Annotated in this window: 14 protein-coding genes; all 14 read right to left on the reverse strand. The window is 38.3% G+C overall.

From position 1 onward, the window contains the following. Positions 1 to 59: 59 nt before the first annotated feature. Genes EO111_RS02865 through EO111_RS02930 form a run of 14 tightly spaced genes read right to left on the reverse strand, consistent with a single transcriptional unit; the run spans position 60 to position 20537 of the window. Positions 60 to 8000, reverse strand: a complete 7941-nt coding sequence (locus EO111_RS02865) for a hypothetical protein (protein ID WP_127010618.1) — start codon at positions 7998 to 8000, stop codon at positions 60 to 62. Further along, entirely contained in the window at positions 8000 to 10162 is a 2163-nt protein-coding gene (locus EO111_RS02870; protein WP_127010620.1) for a lytic transglycosylase domain-containing protein, read from the reverse strand. The genes EO111_RS02865 and EO111_RS02870 overlap by 1 nt, the downstream gene beginning before the upstream one ends. A gap of 2 nt (positions 10163 to 10164) precedes the next feature. After that, entirely contained in the window at positions 10165 to 10884 is a 720-nt protein-coding gene (locus EO111_RS02875; protein ID WP_164727596.1) for a hypothetical protein, read from the reverse strand. 1 nt (position 10885) lies between these two features. Continuing rightward, positions 10886 to 11389, reverse strand: a complete 504-nt coding sequence (locus EO111_RS02880; RefSeq protein WP_164727597.1) for a phage protein Gp13 family protein — start codon at positions 11387 to 11389, stop codon at positions 10886 to 10888. Beyond that, entirely contained in the window at positions 11358 to 13709 is a 2352-nt protein-coding gene (locus EO111_RS02885) for a hypothetical protein (RefSeq protein ID WP_127010626.1), read from the reverse strand. Before EO111_RS02885 ends, EO111_RS02880 begins: the two co-directional genes overlap by 32 nt. Next, positions 13706 to 14329 carry a hypothetical protein gene (locus tag EO111_RS02890; RefSeq protein WP_127010628.1) on the reverse strand — a complete coding sequence of 208 codons (624 nt, stop codon included), beginning with the start codon at positions 14327 to 14329 and terminating at the stop codon, positions 13706 to 13708. Before EO111_RS02890 ends, EO111_RS02885 begins: the two co-directional genes overlap by 4 nt. A gap of 57 nt (positions 14330 to 14386) precedes the next feature. Continuing rightward, a complete protein-coding gene (locus EO111_RS02895; protein WP_127010630.1) occupies positions 14387 to 14809 on the reverse strand; it encodes a hypothetical protein in 423 nt (140 codons plus the stop codon). Between the two features lie 17 nt (positions 14810 to 14826). Beyond that, on the reverse strand, positions 14827 to 15849 hold the full coding sequence (locus tag EO111_RS02900; protein ID WP_127010632.1) for a major capsid protein: 1023 nt from the start codon (positions 15847 to 15849) through the stop codon (positions 14827 to 14829). Positions 15850 to 15863: 14 nt separating this feature from the next. Further along, a complete protein-coding gene (locus EO111_RS02905) occupies positions 15864 to 16487 on the reverse strand; it encodes a hypothetical protein (RefSeq protein WP_127010634.1) in 624 nt (207 codons plus the stop codon). Beyond that, the gene (locus EO111_RS02910; protein WP_127010636.1) at positions 16480 to 16836 is read right to left on the reverse strand and encodes a hypothetical protein; all 357 of its coding nucleotides are present in this window, start codon (positions 16834 to 16836) and stop codon (positions 16480 to 16482) included. The genes EO111_RS02905 and EO111_RS02910 overlap by 8 nt, the downstream gene beginning before the upstream one ends. Next, on the reverse strand, positions 16833 to 18560 hold the full coding sequence (locus tag EO111_RS02915; protein ID WP_127010638.1) for a portal protein: 1728 nt from the start codon (positions 18558 to 18560) through the stop codon (positions 16833 to 16835). The genes EO111_RS02910 and EO111_RS02915 overlap by 4 nt, the downstream gene beginning before the upstream one ends. A gap of 9 nt (positions 18561 to 18569) precedes the next feature. Beyond that, positions 18570 to 18779 carry a hypothetical protein gene (locus EO111_RS02920; protein WP_127010640.1) on the reverse strand — a complete coding sequence of 70 codons (210 nt, stop codon included), beginning with the start codon at positions 18777 to 18779 and terminating at the stop codon, positions 18570 to 18572. 23 nt (positions 18780 to 18802) lie between these two features. After that, entirely contained in the window at positions 18803 to 20146 is a 1344-nt protein-coding gene (locus EO111_RS02925) for a hypothetical protein (protein ID WP_127010642.1), read from the reverse strand. Beyond that, on the reverse strand, positions 20133 to 20537 hold the full coding sequence (locus EO111_RS02930) for a terminase small subunit (protein ID WP_127010644.1): 405 nt from the start codon (positions 20535 to 20537) through the stop codon (positions 20133 to 20135). Before EO111_RS02930 ends, EO111_RS02925 begins: the two co-directional genes overlap by 14 nt. Positions 20538 to 20574: the final 37 nt, after the last annotated feature.

Below are 20574 nucleotides of genomic sequence, written 5' to 3' on the forward strand. Positions count from 1 at the left end.
CCTTTCTACTGTACCTTTGAATATAAAAGGAGCTACCCACGATAGATAGCTCCTAATTACTATTTTCTTTTTTCCTCACGACTTCGAAGATTCTTATCAAATGCAATGGCAGTGATTAAATCCCTTAGTGTAGCTTCTGTATTAGAAAATGACCATTTTGCCAGTGTCCAAAAACCATCGGTAAAGGTATCACTAAACCCTGTGAGTCGATTGCTCACCTGGCTTGTTGACCGCATCACATCAATCCAAGATTTTTTACTGCTTTTCACATTTCTATACAACTCTAATAATTTTGGCATTAGACTAAGTGCAACAGTTTCATTTCCTTTGCTCATACTCGGTTTTCCCATAGCCATATCCATAGCCAAGGAAACTCCATCTCGTAGTATCGGTAATCCTACAAACGATCCTGTAACCACTGACGATAACATTTTTTTCAAAAGACTTTCTACATCATCGTCATCACCAGACCAGGTAGACCGTAACAAAGCCTCTGACATATTCTGTAATACTACCCAGAATAAGATGTGGTTAAAGAGTTTCATATAGTCTTGTTTGTCCACAGCTGCATAACCACCTTCTACCAATGCATTTAAAACTGTATTGGCATACGTATAAAACGGTGTAAAAAGAGCTACTAGGCTATTTTTCTTTCGTTGTAACTCTACAGAGTCTTTCGTATCCCCTGAACCAAACACTCTACGAACCTGTCTATCCGCAGCTGAAATAGCTTCCGCTTCAATATATTCTTGATCCAGTCCCTTAGGCAATAACTCTGCTACTTTCTGTTCATACGCAAATTTCCATAACGGCATAGACAGCATTAAATCTGTTTCCGTGATAAATACATATCCATACCGACTAATCGTATCTCGTACCTCTTTTGTCATGTGCTTGGTTTCAGATATTCTTCGTCCAATGTCACTATTAGGAAAGAATGTCATACCTTTACCGCCAATACCCAAACCTTCATGTAAATCATGATCTAGTGTATGTATGCGCTCACGTAAAAAGATACTTCGTTCCATAACGAATTTTCGGTTTGATACATACCTATCAGATAAAGGGTATCCCATAAACTCTGTAATGGCTCGGACTGTATTTAGTAAGCCAATTTCTTTGGTCATCGGAATTACATTCAGTATATTAAGTAAAGCTGTACTTGTCCTATAGGACATAATAGCCATAGAGGTGTTTCGTCTTAAATCTTGTAATACTCTATCTAATCTTGAAGATTTACTAATCTCACTCTGCCAGTTATCTCGTACCCAGGTCTTCAACATTTGTAATGTTTCTACACCTGTAGTGCGAACAATATAGTCACTGAGTGCCCGATTATTTAATAAACGATTCACATCCGTAGCTGCTTCACGCATACTAATATGGTTAATTGCTTCATCAATAGCACGTGGAATCACATCAAAGGATAGTAGCAACTTTTTCCCCTTCACTAACTGTACACGACCTTTGGTAGCACTCATGCCCATACCCCATACAGCGCTAGATGACATTTGTGATTTTATAATATCTTCTACTTCGTAATCTTTAGCAGCACCATCTACAGTCGGATCATATACGATAGGATAATATTGTCCACGAATCTTGCGTCCATTAATAGTGAAAGTCACTCCTCTTTCTTTGTGCATAGGTGAACCATATAATCGCTCTTGAACAGCGCTACGTTCCGCATAATAAGAATTGATAAGTTCCCATGTTTTCTCCACAAAATCCCAATCTTTATCATCCAAGAACTCACTAAAAGCTTTGTCTATTAGAACTTCTGCTTCTTCCTGGTCACTTAACCCTACCGTTTCAATAACACGTTGCCGATTATTTTTTGTCCCCCAGTTTAAAGCCAAGGCTAATACCTGCTCTTTCGTCATACTATACACGGTGCCAATGTTATACATACGTTCTGTTCTAATATGAAATAGCTCTTTTTTCTCGTACACCTTCATCACTTGTTGTAAATTACGAGTGGCCTCTTCTAACATTTCCTTACCTTTTACAGTGGCTCTATTAATTGGTTCATAGATATAACGATTCCATACACCAGCCTTATCATCATCGTACCGACGAAGTATAGTTTCTACTTTTACTAGGCTTAACATATACCCTGAGAATGTATCTTGTAACCGTCCAAAGAATCCTTGTTGATTGGCTTGGGTTAGTAAATCCTTAGTATTTGATTGTAATCGCTTACTGCCTTCAATGATGAGTTCTGCTCCTGCATCTTCAAAAGAGATACTTTCGCCTTGTTCATTTAGGATACTTACACCTTCATACTGTTGTGCCCCTTGTGTGTAAACTGCTTTTAGTAATTGCCCCATATCTAGTAATTGGTCAAACGTTAACTGTTTCCATGATTTTGGCTTTTCTAATAGCTCCATAATCCATGGGTCTAACGTCATCTTGGTTTCCGCTTTATCCTGGAACTCTGCATCAGGATCTAGCAACAATAGTACGTCTCCAATAGTAAACCCTTTAGATGGTTCTATGCCATCACGATTGACTAAGTTTAATTGATACATCATATGTTGAATAAAGTATCTAGCAGAAGAGTGAATCCGTTTCGGTGATTTCGGTCGTGAAATGCTTTGGTACTTTTTCTTTAAATCCCTTTCTAATGTTTCCACCTCACGTAAATTATCATAGGCTGCACGTGCCATAGCTTGATAATATAACTGCTGTTGCTTATGATGAAAGGCTTCATCCATTTGCCCTTTTGAAATAGCAATATCTGCCTTTCTTGCAGAGCTAGCACTTTTATTTTGGTACGTTTTAAATGAAGTAGCCTGTGGGATTGTCATAGTTCGCAAGGCATTATGGGCTTTCTCCATCATATCTTCTGTACTCCATAAGGATAACCCTCGCAAAGCTCGCATATTACTAATCCCTGTTTGTAATTCTTCTTGCAGTTTTTTTATTTCTTCACTCTGCTGTGCTGAATCTTTTTCTTGTAATTTCCGAACTTTCTTTTGTACTTTATCATCCTCTATAGCAGATGCTACACGTTCAATAGATGATGGATCATTCACATCGATATCTCCTAAAGCGCTAATAAGCTCAAAATGTTTTGCTACTGCTTTATTTGTATCTTTCCGAATAGCTTCCGCTTCATAGGTAGTAATTCGTTGCATTCCCTCTGTGGTAAGCAAATACTCTTCTGCCATCCTTTTAACCGCTTCATAATCATGTGTAAATCTCTCTACTTCATCACGCTTAGATTGTATCTCCTTGGCCACCACTTCCTTCATAGATCCTATACCATCGTTAACTTCCCCGTCTATAAGATCCTGCTTGCTATGGTAAGGTGTCCCTTCTAATCCAGCTACACCAAATGCATCAAAACGTACTCTTGCTTGATACACTGGATATTGTTCTACTAATTGTCGCTGCAACATTTCTTCTAGTTCTGGAATAGATGCTTCAAACTCTTCTAGTTTTGTATCGGACAATTCTTTCATATACGTAGTAAGCACTTTTTCTTTTGCTTTTTCTCGAATGCGATCGAGTTTTTCTTGCCATTCTACTTGCTTTTCTTCTGTGAAAGATTGATATAGCCCCGTTCTTTCAAAGCTATCTAATCCCTGCTGTGTGATATAGGAATTGATATCCTCTTCCGTTGCAAGCATACGTGCCATGACATCTTGCACCTCTTTAGGTGGTAATCCTCCTAGAAGTGTTACACTTTTATATAAAGCACTGAGCCATTCTTTAAAACGACGGAATATACGTTCCAATACTTTGGTTGGTGCTTTTCCTTCACGAACATAGGCCTCAAATCCTGTAGCAAACTTCTCATGTGCAGCCGTATTATTAGCGCCTTCTGTATCTGACCAGCCACTCCACTCTTTAATGGTATTCCAATCTTCTACCACTTGTTTAGGAGCACCATCCATTGTAGCAAGCATACGCAAGTCTTCTAAAAAGAGATGACCACTTTCATGAATAAAGGTAGAAAAATTAGCGGCATCGAATAATTGTATGAGCCTTTTACTACCAAGTTCTTCTGGATACACTGTGGTTAATCCTCTGTATTTCGAACTTTCCTCAGCTTGATAATATCTATCTTGTTGCGCTGCACGTGCCTTATCTAAATCTTCACTAGTCAACACTTTTTCATTGCTTTTTTGTAAATGTTGTTCTATAATAAGGACTATATTAGACCAATCTAACGAGATTGGGGCGTATCTTGCCCCGTTGTCCGATAGATTGGTCTTTTTTTGTTCATAATCTTCAAAATTTCCCTTGCTATTTTCTGTATCCTGTTGTACACTTGAGTCATAAATAGACCAACTTGTCCTGGTTGGGGCCCCATATTGCCCCGTTGCCCGATAAGTTGGTCTTTTTTTATCATAATATAATAGAGCATTCTTTCTTAAATTTGTTATATACCAATCAATAGATTCTCTACCAAAAATAGATTTGATTCTATGAACTTTATTCTTATTTTTATAGGTGTCAAAGATTAATGGAATTTGAATACTATTCCCTTTTTTATCTTCTAATGCAACTACAATAACAACTTGATTATCAATGTATTCTCGTTTTTCTCCATCATAGTTTCTAAAAATTGCCACAGGATTAGCAATGGCTCTAGGTAAATCTTTTAACACTTCCGTATCAATAGAATCTGCATGCTTCCCTTTTAACACCTTCGCTAATACAGAAGGTGTTATTTCTATATCATGCGCTGAAAAGCCTAACATTTGTAACACAATCGGTGTACTCATGAGCCTAACGTCTCTGTTTGGTATATTCCCATCCTTATAGCGATCCATTACGGAATTCCAGGCAATACTATCCTGCTCTAGTTTTACTTCCCATTCAGGTCGGCTATCCTTAAGAGCACCCATAGTATCATCTGTCTTTTGTGCATAGTAGTTAGGATTACCGTCCTCATCAATATAGTTATTATCCTCATAATCCTTGACATCTTTCAGCATATCTCGTATAGTTAATGTATTAAAAAGAGAGCTCGCTCCATTTATCTTGCCATCGTGCAAGTGAGGGGTGCTCTCTTTTTTTGTTGGTATAATCGAATATAAGTCTATCTTAGTAGGATTAAGTGTAATTTCATTTTGTTGTTCTTCCCCAACAATTTTCATGGTATATACATAATTACCAACTCTCATAGGTACATAAAAATAATGATAGTTTTCTACCTTTCCTTTTTCTGTGTTTTTATCCTTTTTTTGATTCTTAACAGATTCTATTAGAATACTGCTTTTTACGAGTTCATCAAGTGTAAGTAAACTTATATCAAATGCTTTTTTCATTTGATTTCCTTTAATTTGATTCCACAATAAATGGCGACGTTTGAGACTATTAGGGATCCCTAATACAGCTTTATTATCTGCACTTAATTTTCCCTCTTTAAACGTATTCTTTAGTTGCTCTATGATACTCTTTTTATCGAGGTTCAAATTATTCTTATTAAAGAGTGGAGTAACGTCGATAATTCTAATTGGAGTGTCTACATCCACATCCTTATTCATAGGTTGTGCGTATCCACTTCCTGCTACTTCTTTAGCATTAGCTTCTATTTGAACACGTTCCATGTAATCTTTGGCTGTAAAGTGACCGTATCCAGCTTTCTTCATAATATTGGCCATGACATCTGCATGCATTGCCATCACTAAGGCACCCTCTTTTGCTTGACTAGCAACAGCAGGGTTGCCTTTTTTTAATTCTCCTACTAAGTCTTTATAGATTTGGTATCCTTCGTCAGATAAGTTAGAGCGAACATGGACATCACTATCTGCAATTTGGAACAAAGTATCTTTGATACTATCCATAGCCTCTAAATCTTGTAGTGCCTCTTCCATTTCGTTATATCGACTCATAGCCGTTTTCATAGCACTATCACTCATAACATCAGCATACTCTTGGGATAGTTGTTTCTTACCATGCTCAAAGGCAATCCGTCTACGGTCCTTATAGCTAGGTGCTCGATGGTGCATAGCTACATGGTCATCATACCACGGAGGTTTAGGACCTTCTTTATCATACTCCAATGCCTTATGCTCATCGTGATAGGTCTCTCGATAGGTTTCTTCCATTTGGTTATACATATCATTAAAAACCTGTTTGATATGGTACGGATCACTTGATACAACCATTTCAGCTAGGGTTTTTTCTCTATCACTATGATTTGAGAACTCCTTCATGATATCTTCCTTTACGGCTTCCATCTTTTTAGCATGCTCTCCTGCAAAATGTTCTTGATAGGCTTTTGCCCCTTTGACCGCTTGCTCTATACTTGCTACAGACATGCCACCTTCGGTATAAAAAGTAGCCTTTTCCAACGCTTTAACAGTATCCTCTGTTATTTCTGTATTAAGCTGTGCAAATTGACTAATAGGCACGGGTAAAGCTGCTTCATGTTCAATAGCTTTTGTAGCTTCCTCACGTGTCACAATGCCAGAATTAATTAAACTTTGAATCGCTTCTTGCCCCTGTTGGGTGTCTACTAATTCATGAGCATTAATATATACCGTACCAATACCTTGCTTATCTGCTGTGGCTTGAATAGTTTTAGCAAATAACTCAGGGTTCTTTTGTGCCAATGGGTTTACTTGACTTTCTTTAATTAGCGCACTAACTACTTGATTACCTCTCTGATTGATATCAGACTGTACGACCATATCTTGTTGCTCAGGACTCAACCTATGAAAGGCTCTAAACTGATGTATAGTGTGTGCTGTACCTCCTAGCCCACCTAGTACACCAAGACCAACAACGGCTGGCATTGCATCTATCATGGCATTAATAGACCCTATACCGATATCTGCTAAACTATAATGCACATCTCCTTGTTTGCCCCACAGATTAGTCTGTACCTTATCATTGATATCCTGTAAGCCTTCTTCTAGTAACTCACTACCACTAGATTTTAATCCAGCTTTGAAAGATTCTTTAGCTGTAGAGATAGCTCCCTCTTTCATAATGGCAGTTTTACTTTGGTTTTCTATCATCTTAGTCAATACAGATACACCAGGCTTAACTGCTTTGATTGCTTTTACAGCCAATCCTAGTCCTACCATTTCAATCGCTGCATCAGGAAGAGAAAATGCCGATGCACGAATCTTAGCTTCCTCATTACTATAAATTCGATTACCATTAGCATCTTTTTTATCGATTAAATCTAAATATTTCTGACCAAATGACATTTTTTGAATTTCACTACCCAGTCCCAAAGTAACCCCAGTACCAAATCCACTAATAGCCCCTGGAATAGCTCCCGCTCCACCAGCCATAACACCTGCTTTAGCTCCTAATATAGCACCTGCTGTCCCCTCTATCATGGCAGCAGACGCAATTTGTCGCCCCATAATTACACCTTGTTGCGCTGTAGCACCTGTAATGGATTCTATCCAATTACTTCCTTCTGTTCTATATTGACTAAGGTTGTTTTGCAAACGCTCGATCTCATGATTAATTTCTACAATCTTATTAGGATCTGTCTCGTAAGCCAAATCTCTACCTTGTTTGGCTAGTAATAATTGGTCATTACCACTCCATATGCCTTGTTGGATAGAATCCCATATGCCTCGTGTTTGACGAACATTTTCTGTATTCTTTAATAGCTCTATGGCTTCTGCTTCACTGCTGTATTGAATATTAGAAAATTCTGGATACTCAGTTTTAAACGCTTCCATATCTTGTAATGTGTTTTTTCTAATACTCATCTCCCGAGCTCTTTCAATGACATCATGTCCACCATTAATAAGCACATTCGGTGAGATGTCCAATGTTTTACCTATCTCTATGGCATCTTGTGACCAGTCCGCATCATTATAGGCTATCTTTCTATATGCCTTAGATAAGGTGCTATTAGAGTTTTCAAACAAACTATCTAGACGATCCCCGAAAGACATATTTCTTTCTTTTTCATCATCTACGTGTCCAAAATCTTTTACATATTTGGGGTTATCATATGTTTTGAAACCACCTTTTCTGACATCTTCAGATGTTATACGTTGGTTGTTTGCCATTATTCGTCTCCCTCGTAGCTACTCGACTCTCCACTGTCACCATGTTCTCGTTTCCATGTATCAACATCAATAGATCTAATAATTTCTCCATCTTTTAATATGTTTACATAATATCCACCATCATCACCTTTACCTAATTCATGATCATCACCATTATAGGCTCTTACTTGAGTTCTACTAATATTGACATGAACATCTGGCGCCCAGTTTCTTACATATGTATATTCTTTTTTTCGTACAGCCTCTACTAAAAAGCTGATCATTTCCGAGTCTGATGGATAATCTCCGTGTTCAGAATAATATTGTGTTCTATATGCAGCTCCTTCTTCAGAAGCCCCTATCCATAAAGCATTCATATCTTTTTTTGAATATCCTAGCCTATCTTGAACTACGGACTTATATTGTCCTACGGCTGCACTAAATCTTCCTGTCCCTTTCGAACGATCTTCTAATGAAGAATACACTTTATTATAAAAAGTATTGCTAAAAGATAGCCCTGAGTTTTTCATTAAATTCATCACGTATTCAGAACTTTCACCTCTATCTATTGCCTCCATTATCATAGCTTCATTAGCTGGTCCAGCACTTAATGCAGCTGCATCTCTTCTTTTTTGTTCGTTACTATAGCCTTCTATAGTACTTATCAATGCAACTTTAACATCAGGTGAATCATTAGTTTGTGACTCAAGCGCATTCGCTATCTCACCTGGTGAGTTACCATTTTTTTCCATTTCATGCGCCATTAATCTTAACTCTTTAACCTTTTTACGTACCGCTTCTTCATGTTCTCGTTTTATTTTAGCTTGTATTTGTGTAAACCTTTGCTCTGCTTTTGCTAGAAAATCCGCTTTTTCACCATCTGTCATGGTGTGACTATTTGTAATTCTAGATAGTGTAGATTTTACATAATTTCGAATTGATGTGCCTCCACCATTATCCTCTTTATCCCAAGAGTAGTGATTTCCATTGCCATCGATGGCATCTGGTTCTCCATTCACCCATCGTATGGCATTCTGTTCTCCTGCGAACCATGCCACCAACGCGCCTTCAGCACCATATTTATTAAAATATCCACCTAATACATGACGTACCACTTTCATATAAGCATCTTGGTCTGTAATTGCTTTATCTCCAACTCCTGCCTGTTTTGACCATTCTGGCCAATTCTCTGGCATAATTTGAAATAAGCCATATGCACCAGAACTCTTATTAACTGCTGTGGGATCTCCTCCACTTTCTTGACCTTGTACCGCATTTAAAAATGAATCTAAACTCATATTACCTGTTCTCAATGGGTTTTCTTTTTCAAGCATATACAAAGCTGCTTTTTTAGCATCATTACCATTTTTTGCAAGAACGTCCCTTAACTTAACTTCATCTTCTAATACAGCATTCACCTTAAACTCTTTCGCTGCTTCTTCAAACTTTTTATACTTTTCTGGCATCATTCCCACATCTTTTGCTACATCAATAATTCCATCGATTGCTTGATTATTCTTTTCAGTGCCCGCTACATGTAATACGCCTTGTAACAGCTCTTCCGTAGCTTTATCTTTTCTAGCACGAACAGCTTCTTCACCTTCATAACCATATATCTCATCAATCTTTTTATAAACGTTATCTAATTGGCTTTTAACAATATCCATCTTGGTATATCCTAACTGTGCCACTTTTGCTGAACTAGTAATAAAGTTTGCTACAGATACATCTCTATACTTATCACCTTGTTCACGCTCATGACTCTCCATTTTTGTATTATTCTGTAACCACGATTGGTCTGCATGTTGTAAAAAGCCTTGCTGTGAACGTTTAAACTGTAACTTTGAAGATATGTCCTCACGTATTTTTGCTTCTTCTTGGCGAAATCTCTCTGCGGAATTAGATGCATCTTGTAATGTCGTATAGGCAAGTCCTGTTTTGTCGTTGTACATAAGGTCAGCAATGCGGTTGTTATAATCGGTTTCCGCATTCATTTGTTGCAGTTTCATTTCAGTATCTATCTTTTTTAACTGCACATTATAAAGGTCGTTCACCCCTTTTTGAAAGGCTTGTAGACCACTAGCGATTTGTCCACCATAAGCTTCTATACTTCCGCTTCCTTGCAGTCCACCACTAGGACCTGTATTCGGTTTAACTTGCTCATTATATGATTCTAATCTCATAGTTATCTCCACCAATTCTTAACGCTTGAGATATGTTCTAAGTAGTTAGGCTTAACTGCTCCCATACCTACCGCCTTATTACTTATAATTCCTTTCGGTGTAGTAAAGTTACTAAACATACTATCAGCAGATGTAAAACCATAAGGATTTGCATTGCCACTTGCCCCTGGGCTAAATGTTCTTGTAGGACTCACATAGGAAGTGCTTGTTGGGCTCTCTATCTTTCCATAATCGCTTAAATACGATTGTACTGAGGCAGCAGTACTTAATAAGGTGCCTAGCATTTTCATTCTTCCGGCTTGCTTAGCACTTTGTATGCCAGCATAAGCATTAGCTGCCTGATTTTTATAATTCCATGTTTGCAATGCTTGTGAGTCCACATCGTTTCTTTGGTTCTGCAAAAGTTGTAAACTATCTGCTACATACGAATCATGGCTACTATCCATCACATCCTTTACAGATCCCGTAGACATGAGACTAGATGCACCCGCTTCATTTCTATTTTGACCTAATGCTAATCGCATTTTCTCCGTTAGTTTCTTTTGTTCACGTCCTGCATTATCAGCAATTTGCTCTGCTTTTCGTTCACTCATCTTTGTATTGTATTCTGCTAGTTTAGCTTGATTTTCGTACATAGCTACTTGTGCTTTAGTTTCTGCCTTAGCCCCCATCATGCCACTAATCGCTTGTATCCCTAGCATAGCCAAAGGATGCATGCACATACTATTCACTTCCTTTCTTTGGCAATGTAAACAATAGAAATCCCTCTGGTAAATTGACTCCTTCTATAAATGTAGCGCCTAACCATCGTAACCAACGTATAGATGCTTTATTATCCTTGGATATACAATTCCATAAGGATCCTTGCTGTTGCCATTCATTAATAATTCGTTTACTTTCCTCTAAGAAATAGCGTTGGCAATATTTACTTTCCTGTAATCTTTGACTCCCTAGAAACCATATGCAGTATCCTAACCCTGTGTGGTATTCATCTCCTATTCCATAGGCCCATATAGGCGACTCTACTCCAGCTATACATTCGTATTCTATCCACCATTGCGCACTGCATGCTGTGGATAATAAAAGGCCATGAGTAGCATTATCTGCTCCCATAGCCATGCATTCTATAACATCAATTGTTCGTAGACGTTTCGCTAACTCTACCAAGTCTCCTAAGAGTCGCTTATCATTCGCCTTACCACTGCGTTTTATTATTGTACCTTGCAAGTGTACCTCCTCCGATAGAAACATCTCGTACAACAGATAATAGGTTAAATGGAAATGGATCATCGTGTAATATACATACAGTTGCATCTGTAGCAAAGCCTTTTCCTTGTGTTGGAATATTAATGTTTACATCCCCCGTATACATCGTGCTACCATTTTGTATAAGACTGGCATCACCGATTAAATCCATTCCTCTATTAAAAGTAACGCCTACTTTCCCACCTCGGCTATTTCGAAGTCGTAATATCATACTATTATTTCGTACTGTCCGAGATTGGAGTGTTCCGTCTTTCATGTCCATATACACCTGTGGTAATACAATTTTACATTCGATCGGAATACCGATAACAATATCTTTGGCTACGTAAGGCAGTGTTACTGTTCCATCTTGACCTATTTGCACCTGGTGTACATCAGAATGGTTAAGTAATAGAACTACATCCATTCCTTTGAGATGTTCTACACGTATACTAGTTTGAGTATTATTTGTGATGGTAACTGAGCAATCTAACGTAGTATAACTAGATACGTCTTTACTATCTACTGGACTATCTAATCGTTCAATGTATCGTTTTTCTTGCCCCGATACAGTCCGCTTCACTACTGTATATACACTATCTTCATTACCATTTGCTACAGAACAAATCGTTTCAAATACTCCACCTTTTGTTTCATGGTGAGCCCAGCCAGTGACATCTTGCTCTTTAATGATCGTTAAAGCAATTAGCTTACCATCGTCACGTACATAATACAAAATGCTATCTGGTTGTTGGGCAAACGTACTATCTAACAAACTATGTTGATTTACTAAATGTTTGGCCAATAATGTTAAATCAATCCCATTATAGTTATCCGATTCATAAGTATATCCCATATCACGTACCGATGAAGACCTTTTTTGCACATAAATTAGACGATTCCCTATATATTGTGGGTCACAGTTTGATGCTCCATGTTGAGTCTGTGAACGTGGTACTACCTTTGATGGTTTAATGGCTTCTGAACCACTGATAATCCATTCGTTACCATCTGTTAGTACAATTAAGTCTTGTGCTGATATCATATGTACAATATTAAATGCAGCACGACTTATAAGTCCTAATGTAATAGCACTATCATCTGTTACATTTCCATCTGCTTTTTCCACTTCAAAATTAGGATAATCACCTGTACGACTAAACCACAACTTATAGGGATTTGATTTCGAGCCGCCTAATACTAGCCTATCTTGGAAAAATGTGCTCATTCTAGGATAGCCTACTGATTTCCCCCATGATGAAAGCTGCCATTCTGATGTTTCTGTTTCTTTTCCTATAGGTTTTAATACTTTTGCCTCAACTTCTGTAGGTGAAATGAATCGACTAATAACTACCATACCATATTGATCATATGGCTTTATTGTAAAATCAATGACCACATCACCACCATCAACTTCACTTTGTATACGTAATTGAGTACCTCTATTAAAACTCCCTGTTTCAGTAACATTATAATCTCTATCCGAGCTATATTGACGATAGTTTTCCCACTCTGTAGTCTCCGTACTATCCTTTTTTTGTATTGTAATAGTTCCTCTCCAGGTTCCATGGGTTACTATTTTCCACTCTTTATCTGTGTCATCTGCATAGGCCCCTATATCCATAGATTCATATCCAGTCTCTTCATATCCCGCTTCCTCATCATATCGATCACTAATATACTCTGCTCTCCCTGTCATTTTTTTAATTTCGGCTGGCATGCGATGTTTAAGCTTGATAACTTGTCCCACCATGCCTTCTTTAAACATCCCCTTAGTAGATATGACCTTATTACTAGAACGTATATATTTTAGTTTATGAGTTCTATCCGTATTGATATCCTCAAATGGTGGTGCTACCAAATCAAATATCTTAAACTCCCATTGATTACCAATTCTTTGCAAGATATGGATAGGATGCAACCCACTACAAATAAAGAATGTATCTGCTGACTGATTAAAATCTAACTCATTCAATATCGATTCTTCATAAGGTGTTATTAACTCTATACCTGTATATCTATCGTTTTTCCATATACGAATGTACAAGTGTCCCACTTCTAAAAAGATAGGCTCAGGATATACAAAGCGTACAAGCCTTACTTTTCGATTTGGATACTTTGCTTCTCCTATAAATCTTGTTCCATTCCGTTTGCAAATACTACCGTAAGGACGTATGATGCAGTTTTTTGCCATCAGTACAGCACTTCTATATTTATCTAAATCACTTCGGTTTTCTATCTCAGGTGATATTTCTCCTGTTGTAAAAGAGTGCTGTACTACATACATATTGCCTGTACTCATGTTGCTCTCCTTGACTCGATATATCCTACTGGCAGTTCTAAATCAAATTGACGTTCAGATGCAACTATGTTCTTAGCTTCTAGTAAGGCCCCTTGATAAATTTGGAACTGCGATCTATACATTTCCATATTACCAACAAGAGATTGTGCTAAACTTGCTGCCAAGAATCGTGTAAGTGCTTCAACAAAGATAGGTGGAAATATATCGGGATCATTTACATCAAATATATAATCTACATAGGCTTTTGTCATATTAGTTCCAATCGCCTTTGTACTGCTATCTAGGTTAAACACTTCGTAATTAGGTATATCTTTTACACTGTAACTCGTATACAGTCCATTCCGTATTTCAGTATCTTGTATAATTCGATAAATTCGTAAAGCGTGCTCTGGATATAAATATGTGTGTCTATATCCACCTGTATAAGTTTCTACCTGTATGTTTGCTAATGGCTCCACACGTCTTGCAAATCCCCACACATATTGAGACAAAACTAATCTTCTAGCATGATGATAGTATTGATTGCAGATACGTGCTGTTTCATTGTCATCATCTAAACTCGTAATTAGGCCCTCTCCTATATGTGAAAGAGCCATATTACAGAGGTCTGTTTCCGTCATATTGTACCTCTTTCTATATATGAAAAGGACTACCCGAAGGTAGCCCTGTAGTTCATCTTATCGTAAATCAATATCTGGTGTTAAGGCAGCAAATAATACATTGGAATTGATACTTGCACTAGCTGTTACCTTTAATTGTACATACCGCTTCAATCCGTATGGCAATAAGACCGTTAATTTAGATCCCTTTTTGGCATCTAATTTATACGTTCCTAATACAGTTGGACTGGTAATCGTTACATTCAGTGGTTGTTGACCTGCTACACGTTTCTTCAACAATGTAGACGTTGCAGAATCACTCGTTTGTAATTCCACCGTCAATTGACCAGATGTGCCCTTTAAATTATTCATTGCCAAATATAACTGATTGTAGGCATCACCTGCTTTAACAGTATCTACTACATCAGAGTAAATGGTAGTTCCAGTTGAGTTATAACTTTCTTCACCAGGGAAAAATGTGTTTTCAAAATCTGTAATCATTGTAATACCTCCTTGACCTATACATTGGCGATTGGGTCTTCATCTGTACGAAGTACATCACAAGATTTTACTTCAATACCTGCTACATAAATTTTTGGCATTTCACCCATAACCTCTTGACGTGTTACATGAATATTGTTTTTATCCGTTAATGCTATTTCTAATGCTGTTTTAATCTCCTGTGGTACATATGCCACTGGTTTAATACGTCCACTATCTAAATTACGAAGACGACCCTTCGCATAAATAAAGGATTCAATAAATTTTTGACGTTGAGATGCTGTAGCACTAGCCAATTGACTAACATCAATATTACGGATAGCCGCTACACGGCGTGGGTCTGCTACCGTAAGCCCTACATCCCAACTAAATAACGTTTCTACTACTCGGAATTTATTTCCTTCAAAATCAACCGCATCAGTTTCACCTAAATCTTTTTTAGTTAATCCTGCTTTAGATCCTCTAGGATAAATCCCCATGACACCATCATCACCATGACATACAATCCAAACGGAGCCACACTTACCAGCTACAGTACCACCCATATTAACATTTTGGTATCCATAGTGTGTCTTATCTGTAGATAACACATTATATCGTTTAGCTAACCCATTAAACTCGCCCACATTGATATCTGTATCGCCGTAGAACAACATACTTGCCACGGTTTGACCAAAGCCTTCAATGTGTGCTGCATCTTCTGTTTGTCGAAAACGCATTGGGTCATTAGATAACATAAGCAACTTTACATCTACACTAGAACGGTCTTCAAGCATTGCGGCCGTATCTGTTACTTGTCTAGTGCTAGATTTGGTGTTTGGCACACCACGGTTAATCGCACGTACGTGAGGGTTTGGCAATGCTGTGCGTTGTGTTGTTAAGTTACCAGTAGGTAAGTTACCCTCTTTGAAACGTAAATCTTGCATGATAGGATTAGCTTGGTTTAACACCTCAATAATACTATCAATTCCATCTTTTGAACCTTTATACCGTTTATGTAAATCCATTAACGTTAATGCTTCTGTACCAAATGTTGGCATAATTCATCACTCCTTTATTTATTCTTATATGCATCAAAATTAGTATTGTCATAAAACTCTGCTCCAGATCCGCTGCCATATCCACTTAAACGGCCTGCATCTTCTGCTACTAGATCGCCAATCGTAGCAAATGCCTTTACTAGGGCTACATTATTCCCAATGCCATTCACCATGAGCACCTCTCGCAGATTGGGAATATCTTTTTCTAGGTATTCAATACCCGCTCCTGCTTTAGCAATGGTGGTATCAAAATTGGAACCTAATTCCTTTACAGTTTCTTCTTTCCAACTTTCTGCTTGTGCCTCTTGTAATCCATCAATATGATTCAGCAAGGCATCTCCCATAGTTTGTAGATAGCCCATACCAAACTTAGCGATTTGCTCCGCACCTTCTTGAGATACACCAATGTTACGAAGAATTTCACCAAAGGCCTCCGCATTCTGCTCATCAATACTTTCCCCTTCACCTAATAAACTGGTAAAGTCATATCTATCAGGTGCTCCTGTAGTTTGTTCTGTCGTATTAGCAGTGTCCGCAGAATGTGTTGAGGTATCCGTTGTACTATTTGTGTTATCATGAGTATCTTGTACCTCTGTATTTGGTTCTTGTGTCACTGTATTTGTGGATTCATTATCCATTTGACTCTCCCACCTTTCTTGTTATCAATTCATTAATACGCTCTTGATGTTGAATGTATTCTAGCTCCGCTAATTGCTTTTGCTCTATACCTTTTACACCAAGTAATGTAGCAATATTCTTTACTATATCTATGCCTACAGACCGTCTTCCTTCATTAAAGAATGATTGGGAATTGCCTGTAAAAGTAGTCTGCATGATACAGCATGTATCTAGTAACCGCATGAGAAACCAACGCCCCTCTTCGGTACCCAATACAGCTTCTAACCCCTTGCGATCCCGATTCTGAATTTCCATCTGTCGAATCTCTCGAATGAGTTCATCTTTCTTCTTGACACCATACTCTATCATTCTTCACCACCTAATCCTGGCATACCTAGCCAATTTCCTACTACTGATTGATTAGTATTCGCTGCTTCCGCCATATCCTTTGTCGCTTTCGCTAGATTAGGGGCTTGTTCCAACATCTGTTGTTGTTGCATTTGTTCTTGTTGTGCCATCATAGCTTGCTGTTCTGCCTCTATCTTAGCTTGTGTCTCTTCATCGCTAAAAGACATCGCAGCAGGTGCACCTAAATACTTAAAGTATTCATTAACAAGTCCTATTGGGTTAATTTTTGCTTTCACCTCTGGATATACTTGCATCATGTTCATGGCAAAACCAAATGCTTGTTCGATAGTAGTTAATCCTGCCAATTTTTGCGCTTGTGCTAATGGAGACGTAAAGTCTACTTTAATTTCCTTATCTGATAACGTTTCCCTTAGTTCTTCTGGTATTGGTGGGAATATTTTCGCATCTGATAGAATAGCGTAGGTGCGTTCAATTACATTATTTAAAAACTCGTATTGTAATCTTTCAACTACAGGACCTAGTTGTTGTAACTTTTCCTGTGTTCGCTCCATGACCTCTCGTGCCGTCATTTGACCGCTATCTAGCTGTTCTAACATCAAGAATAGGTCTGCATTATAACATCGCTTAATATTCTCACGTGTTTCCATGACAATTTCACCCAATGGTCCCAATTGCATGTTTACATCAAACAAGGGCTTTACCACATCATTAGGGTTATCTGTGGTTGTAATTCCCCCTGGAATCAGGTTCACATTATACGCTAGCGAAGAGGATACTTGCATTGGCGGTTTTACCATTAACTCTACCGCTCGCAATCTATCACTCATCAGAGTTTGTAACATCTTTACATCATCATTGGCATACCACCCAGCACCAACAGCATAGGTTTCATTTCCTACTACTTGATATCTTGCTACACATACAGGAAAGGTGTTGAATCCACCTACTTCTAAAAAGGTTTCTTCCCCTTCTAGCCAATAATAGCTCCGATATTTCATATGCCGTTTACCGATTTTACCATTTACATAGTCCCGATTAGGTTCTACTAACCAATATACAGTGTATGTATCTGCACTGTATGTATGATTACGAAGTAAGTCCTGCATTCCAGGTGGCATAGATTCCACGCTAAACTGTTCTGCAATCTGCATTAAGGTCATAGCCCGCTTCACAGTAAATGTATCTACGATACCATTACCACCTACACTCATGGCATAGGTGCCAATGGTAAACTGTTCTACACGGATCCCTGTTCGTGTATCTCTAAATATACCCATAGCAGCTTGCCCATAGGCTAATTCTTGATACGCTTGGTAACATCCTATATAGAAGTTACTCTTTCCAAAAATAGCTTGCATGATCTCATGTCGTTGATCTAAGACTGCTGACATTTCATGATTTGCCTGTAATCCACTATTGGCCAATGTTAGTTTGAACCATTGTCTGCTTGGCGGTGTTAATCCACTCATAACTCCACTAGCAAAAATATCATTGCAATGTGATGCATAGCTATCTAACAAATGACTGGTATCATAATCAATGGCTTTCCCATTTTTGTCATTCAATTTACCTATGAAAGGTAACTGATATTTCTTAATTTCACGCCATACTTTTACATGTGATTGCTGTGCATCAAATAGATGCTCTACCTTTTGACTGACTTCTTTTGTATTGCCTAGCTCTTTAAATTTCGCTCCTGTTGGAGCTCTAGCCAATAAGCTCATAGAATCACCTTATCCTAATTTATTACGCCCTGCACTAGACAATAATGTATCTGTTGTACGAGTTGAGGAGAACCCACGTTTTTTACGTTGATTTTCTTTCGCCATCGTATCATCATCTACCTCATTATTTTCTACTGTAGGTGATGGTGCTGGAGGTTTAATCTCTGGCACCTCTGGCTGTTTAACTCCTAATAATTTTCCTACAAATCCACCACACATACTATCCACTCCTTTCCTTAGTCTTAACCAAATGGATTATATTTTGTATTGGCCATTGGTGGTACTGCTTGCGCATACATGTCCTCTTGTGGCACTGTATACGCAAATGTGAGAGCTAAGGCATCACCTTTATCTGGAGAATGTCCTAATCGCTCCTTAATTTTGTCCTTACTCTCTAGTACAATGCGTCCCCTGGTATCAAAACTATAGGTTGGTGTTGCTAGATCAGCTCGCAGTGAGCCATCATCTGGCAAACTTCCTCCTTGCTTTATCCATTGAGCCATTTCGTACCACATTTCAGCACGTTTATTCACAAACCGTTCTGATTTTGATGCTTGACTTCCAAATGGTACTTCGATAATGTGACGGTAACCCATCTGCCGTAGACGGTCTATTACCCCTTCACCTCGACCAGCATCTATAAAAACTGCCCTAGGCTTATGCTCTTGGATAAGCCCAGCCACAATATTAGCAATTTGCATGTTATCTAGTCCCTTGTACCGCAGTGGCTTATAGGCAACTAATCCCTTACGTATTGCAATTGTGGTTGCATCGTCACCAAAACGTGCAATATCTACCCCTAACACAAGCGGACTGTATTGAATATCTCGTGGTGTTACTGTCCGCTTCATGGCCATGTTAATATCATCAATACTAACCAATACATTTTCTGCACTGGCTGTGAAATCACAATATAGCTCCTGTCGAATGGCATTCTCTGTCATCTCGACCATCATTGCCTCTAATTCTGCTTTCGGTATGATTTGGCTATCATCAACTGTATACATACATGTATACCACCCTGAATTGGAATCTTCTTGTAATTTCTGTGCTTTTAAAAATAGTTCATAGAACCGATTTTGCCCTTTCGGTGTTCCTATAAATATAGCCCACCCTGTTCTATCAGATAAGGCTGGACGAATGATTTCATCGAACACTTCGGGTTTCATTTGAGCGTATTCATCTAGCACTACACCATCTAAATACAACCCACGCAAACTATCTGGGTTATCTGCCCCTCGGATGTAAATTCTCGGTCCTGCACGACTCCTATGTTTGGTTGGTAACTCGACATATAATTCACTTTCATTCACCCGTATACCTGGTATAACACTGGTGTAGAACTTCAAATACGACCAAGCAATTAGCTTAGCTTGCGTTCGTAATGGTGCTACATACGCATATTGTGGTGACGGCAAATGATTTTGTATCGCCATTTTTATCACATGGTTAATAGTGGCTACCGTTTTTCCAAACCTACGATGTGCGACAATCACATTAAAACGATGTGATTCTATAGCTGGATGTATGAAATCTCTCCATAAGGGCCTTGGTGTGTATGGAATCGTGATATTAATCCTCTTCACCTTGTTTCTCCCATCCAATCGCTAATTGTAAAGCGCCTCCATCCTTTCCTGTTAGTTCTGTTTTATCCACAGGTTTATACCCAGCTCTGTCTAAAAAGTCTTTTGCCACTGTTATTCTTTCTCGTGGTTTCGTCTTAGGATCCTTTAGAATTTTACACATCACTCGAAACGCTTCTTTTGCTTCAAATACAAAGGCTTCCCGTAACTCTCTATCCATATCATCCTTACAGGCTTGTAAGTATGCCAACACTTCATTATCCTTCATAAGATTAGAGGCTTGTTGCTGAGCTGATTTTTCACTATAACCAGCATTAATTGCTGCCTGTCTCATATTTTTGCATTTTAATGCCATATATTCTTTGACAAATCGTTTCCGTTGCTCAGTTAACATACTTCCTCACCTCCTAGTTTTGAAATACTTTGGCATG

It is taken from the genome of Veillonella sp. CHU594 (genome assembly GCF_003992265.1).
Taxonomy (GTDB): Bacteria; Bacillota; Negativicutes; order Veillonellales; family Veillonellaceae; genus F0422.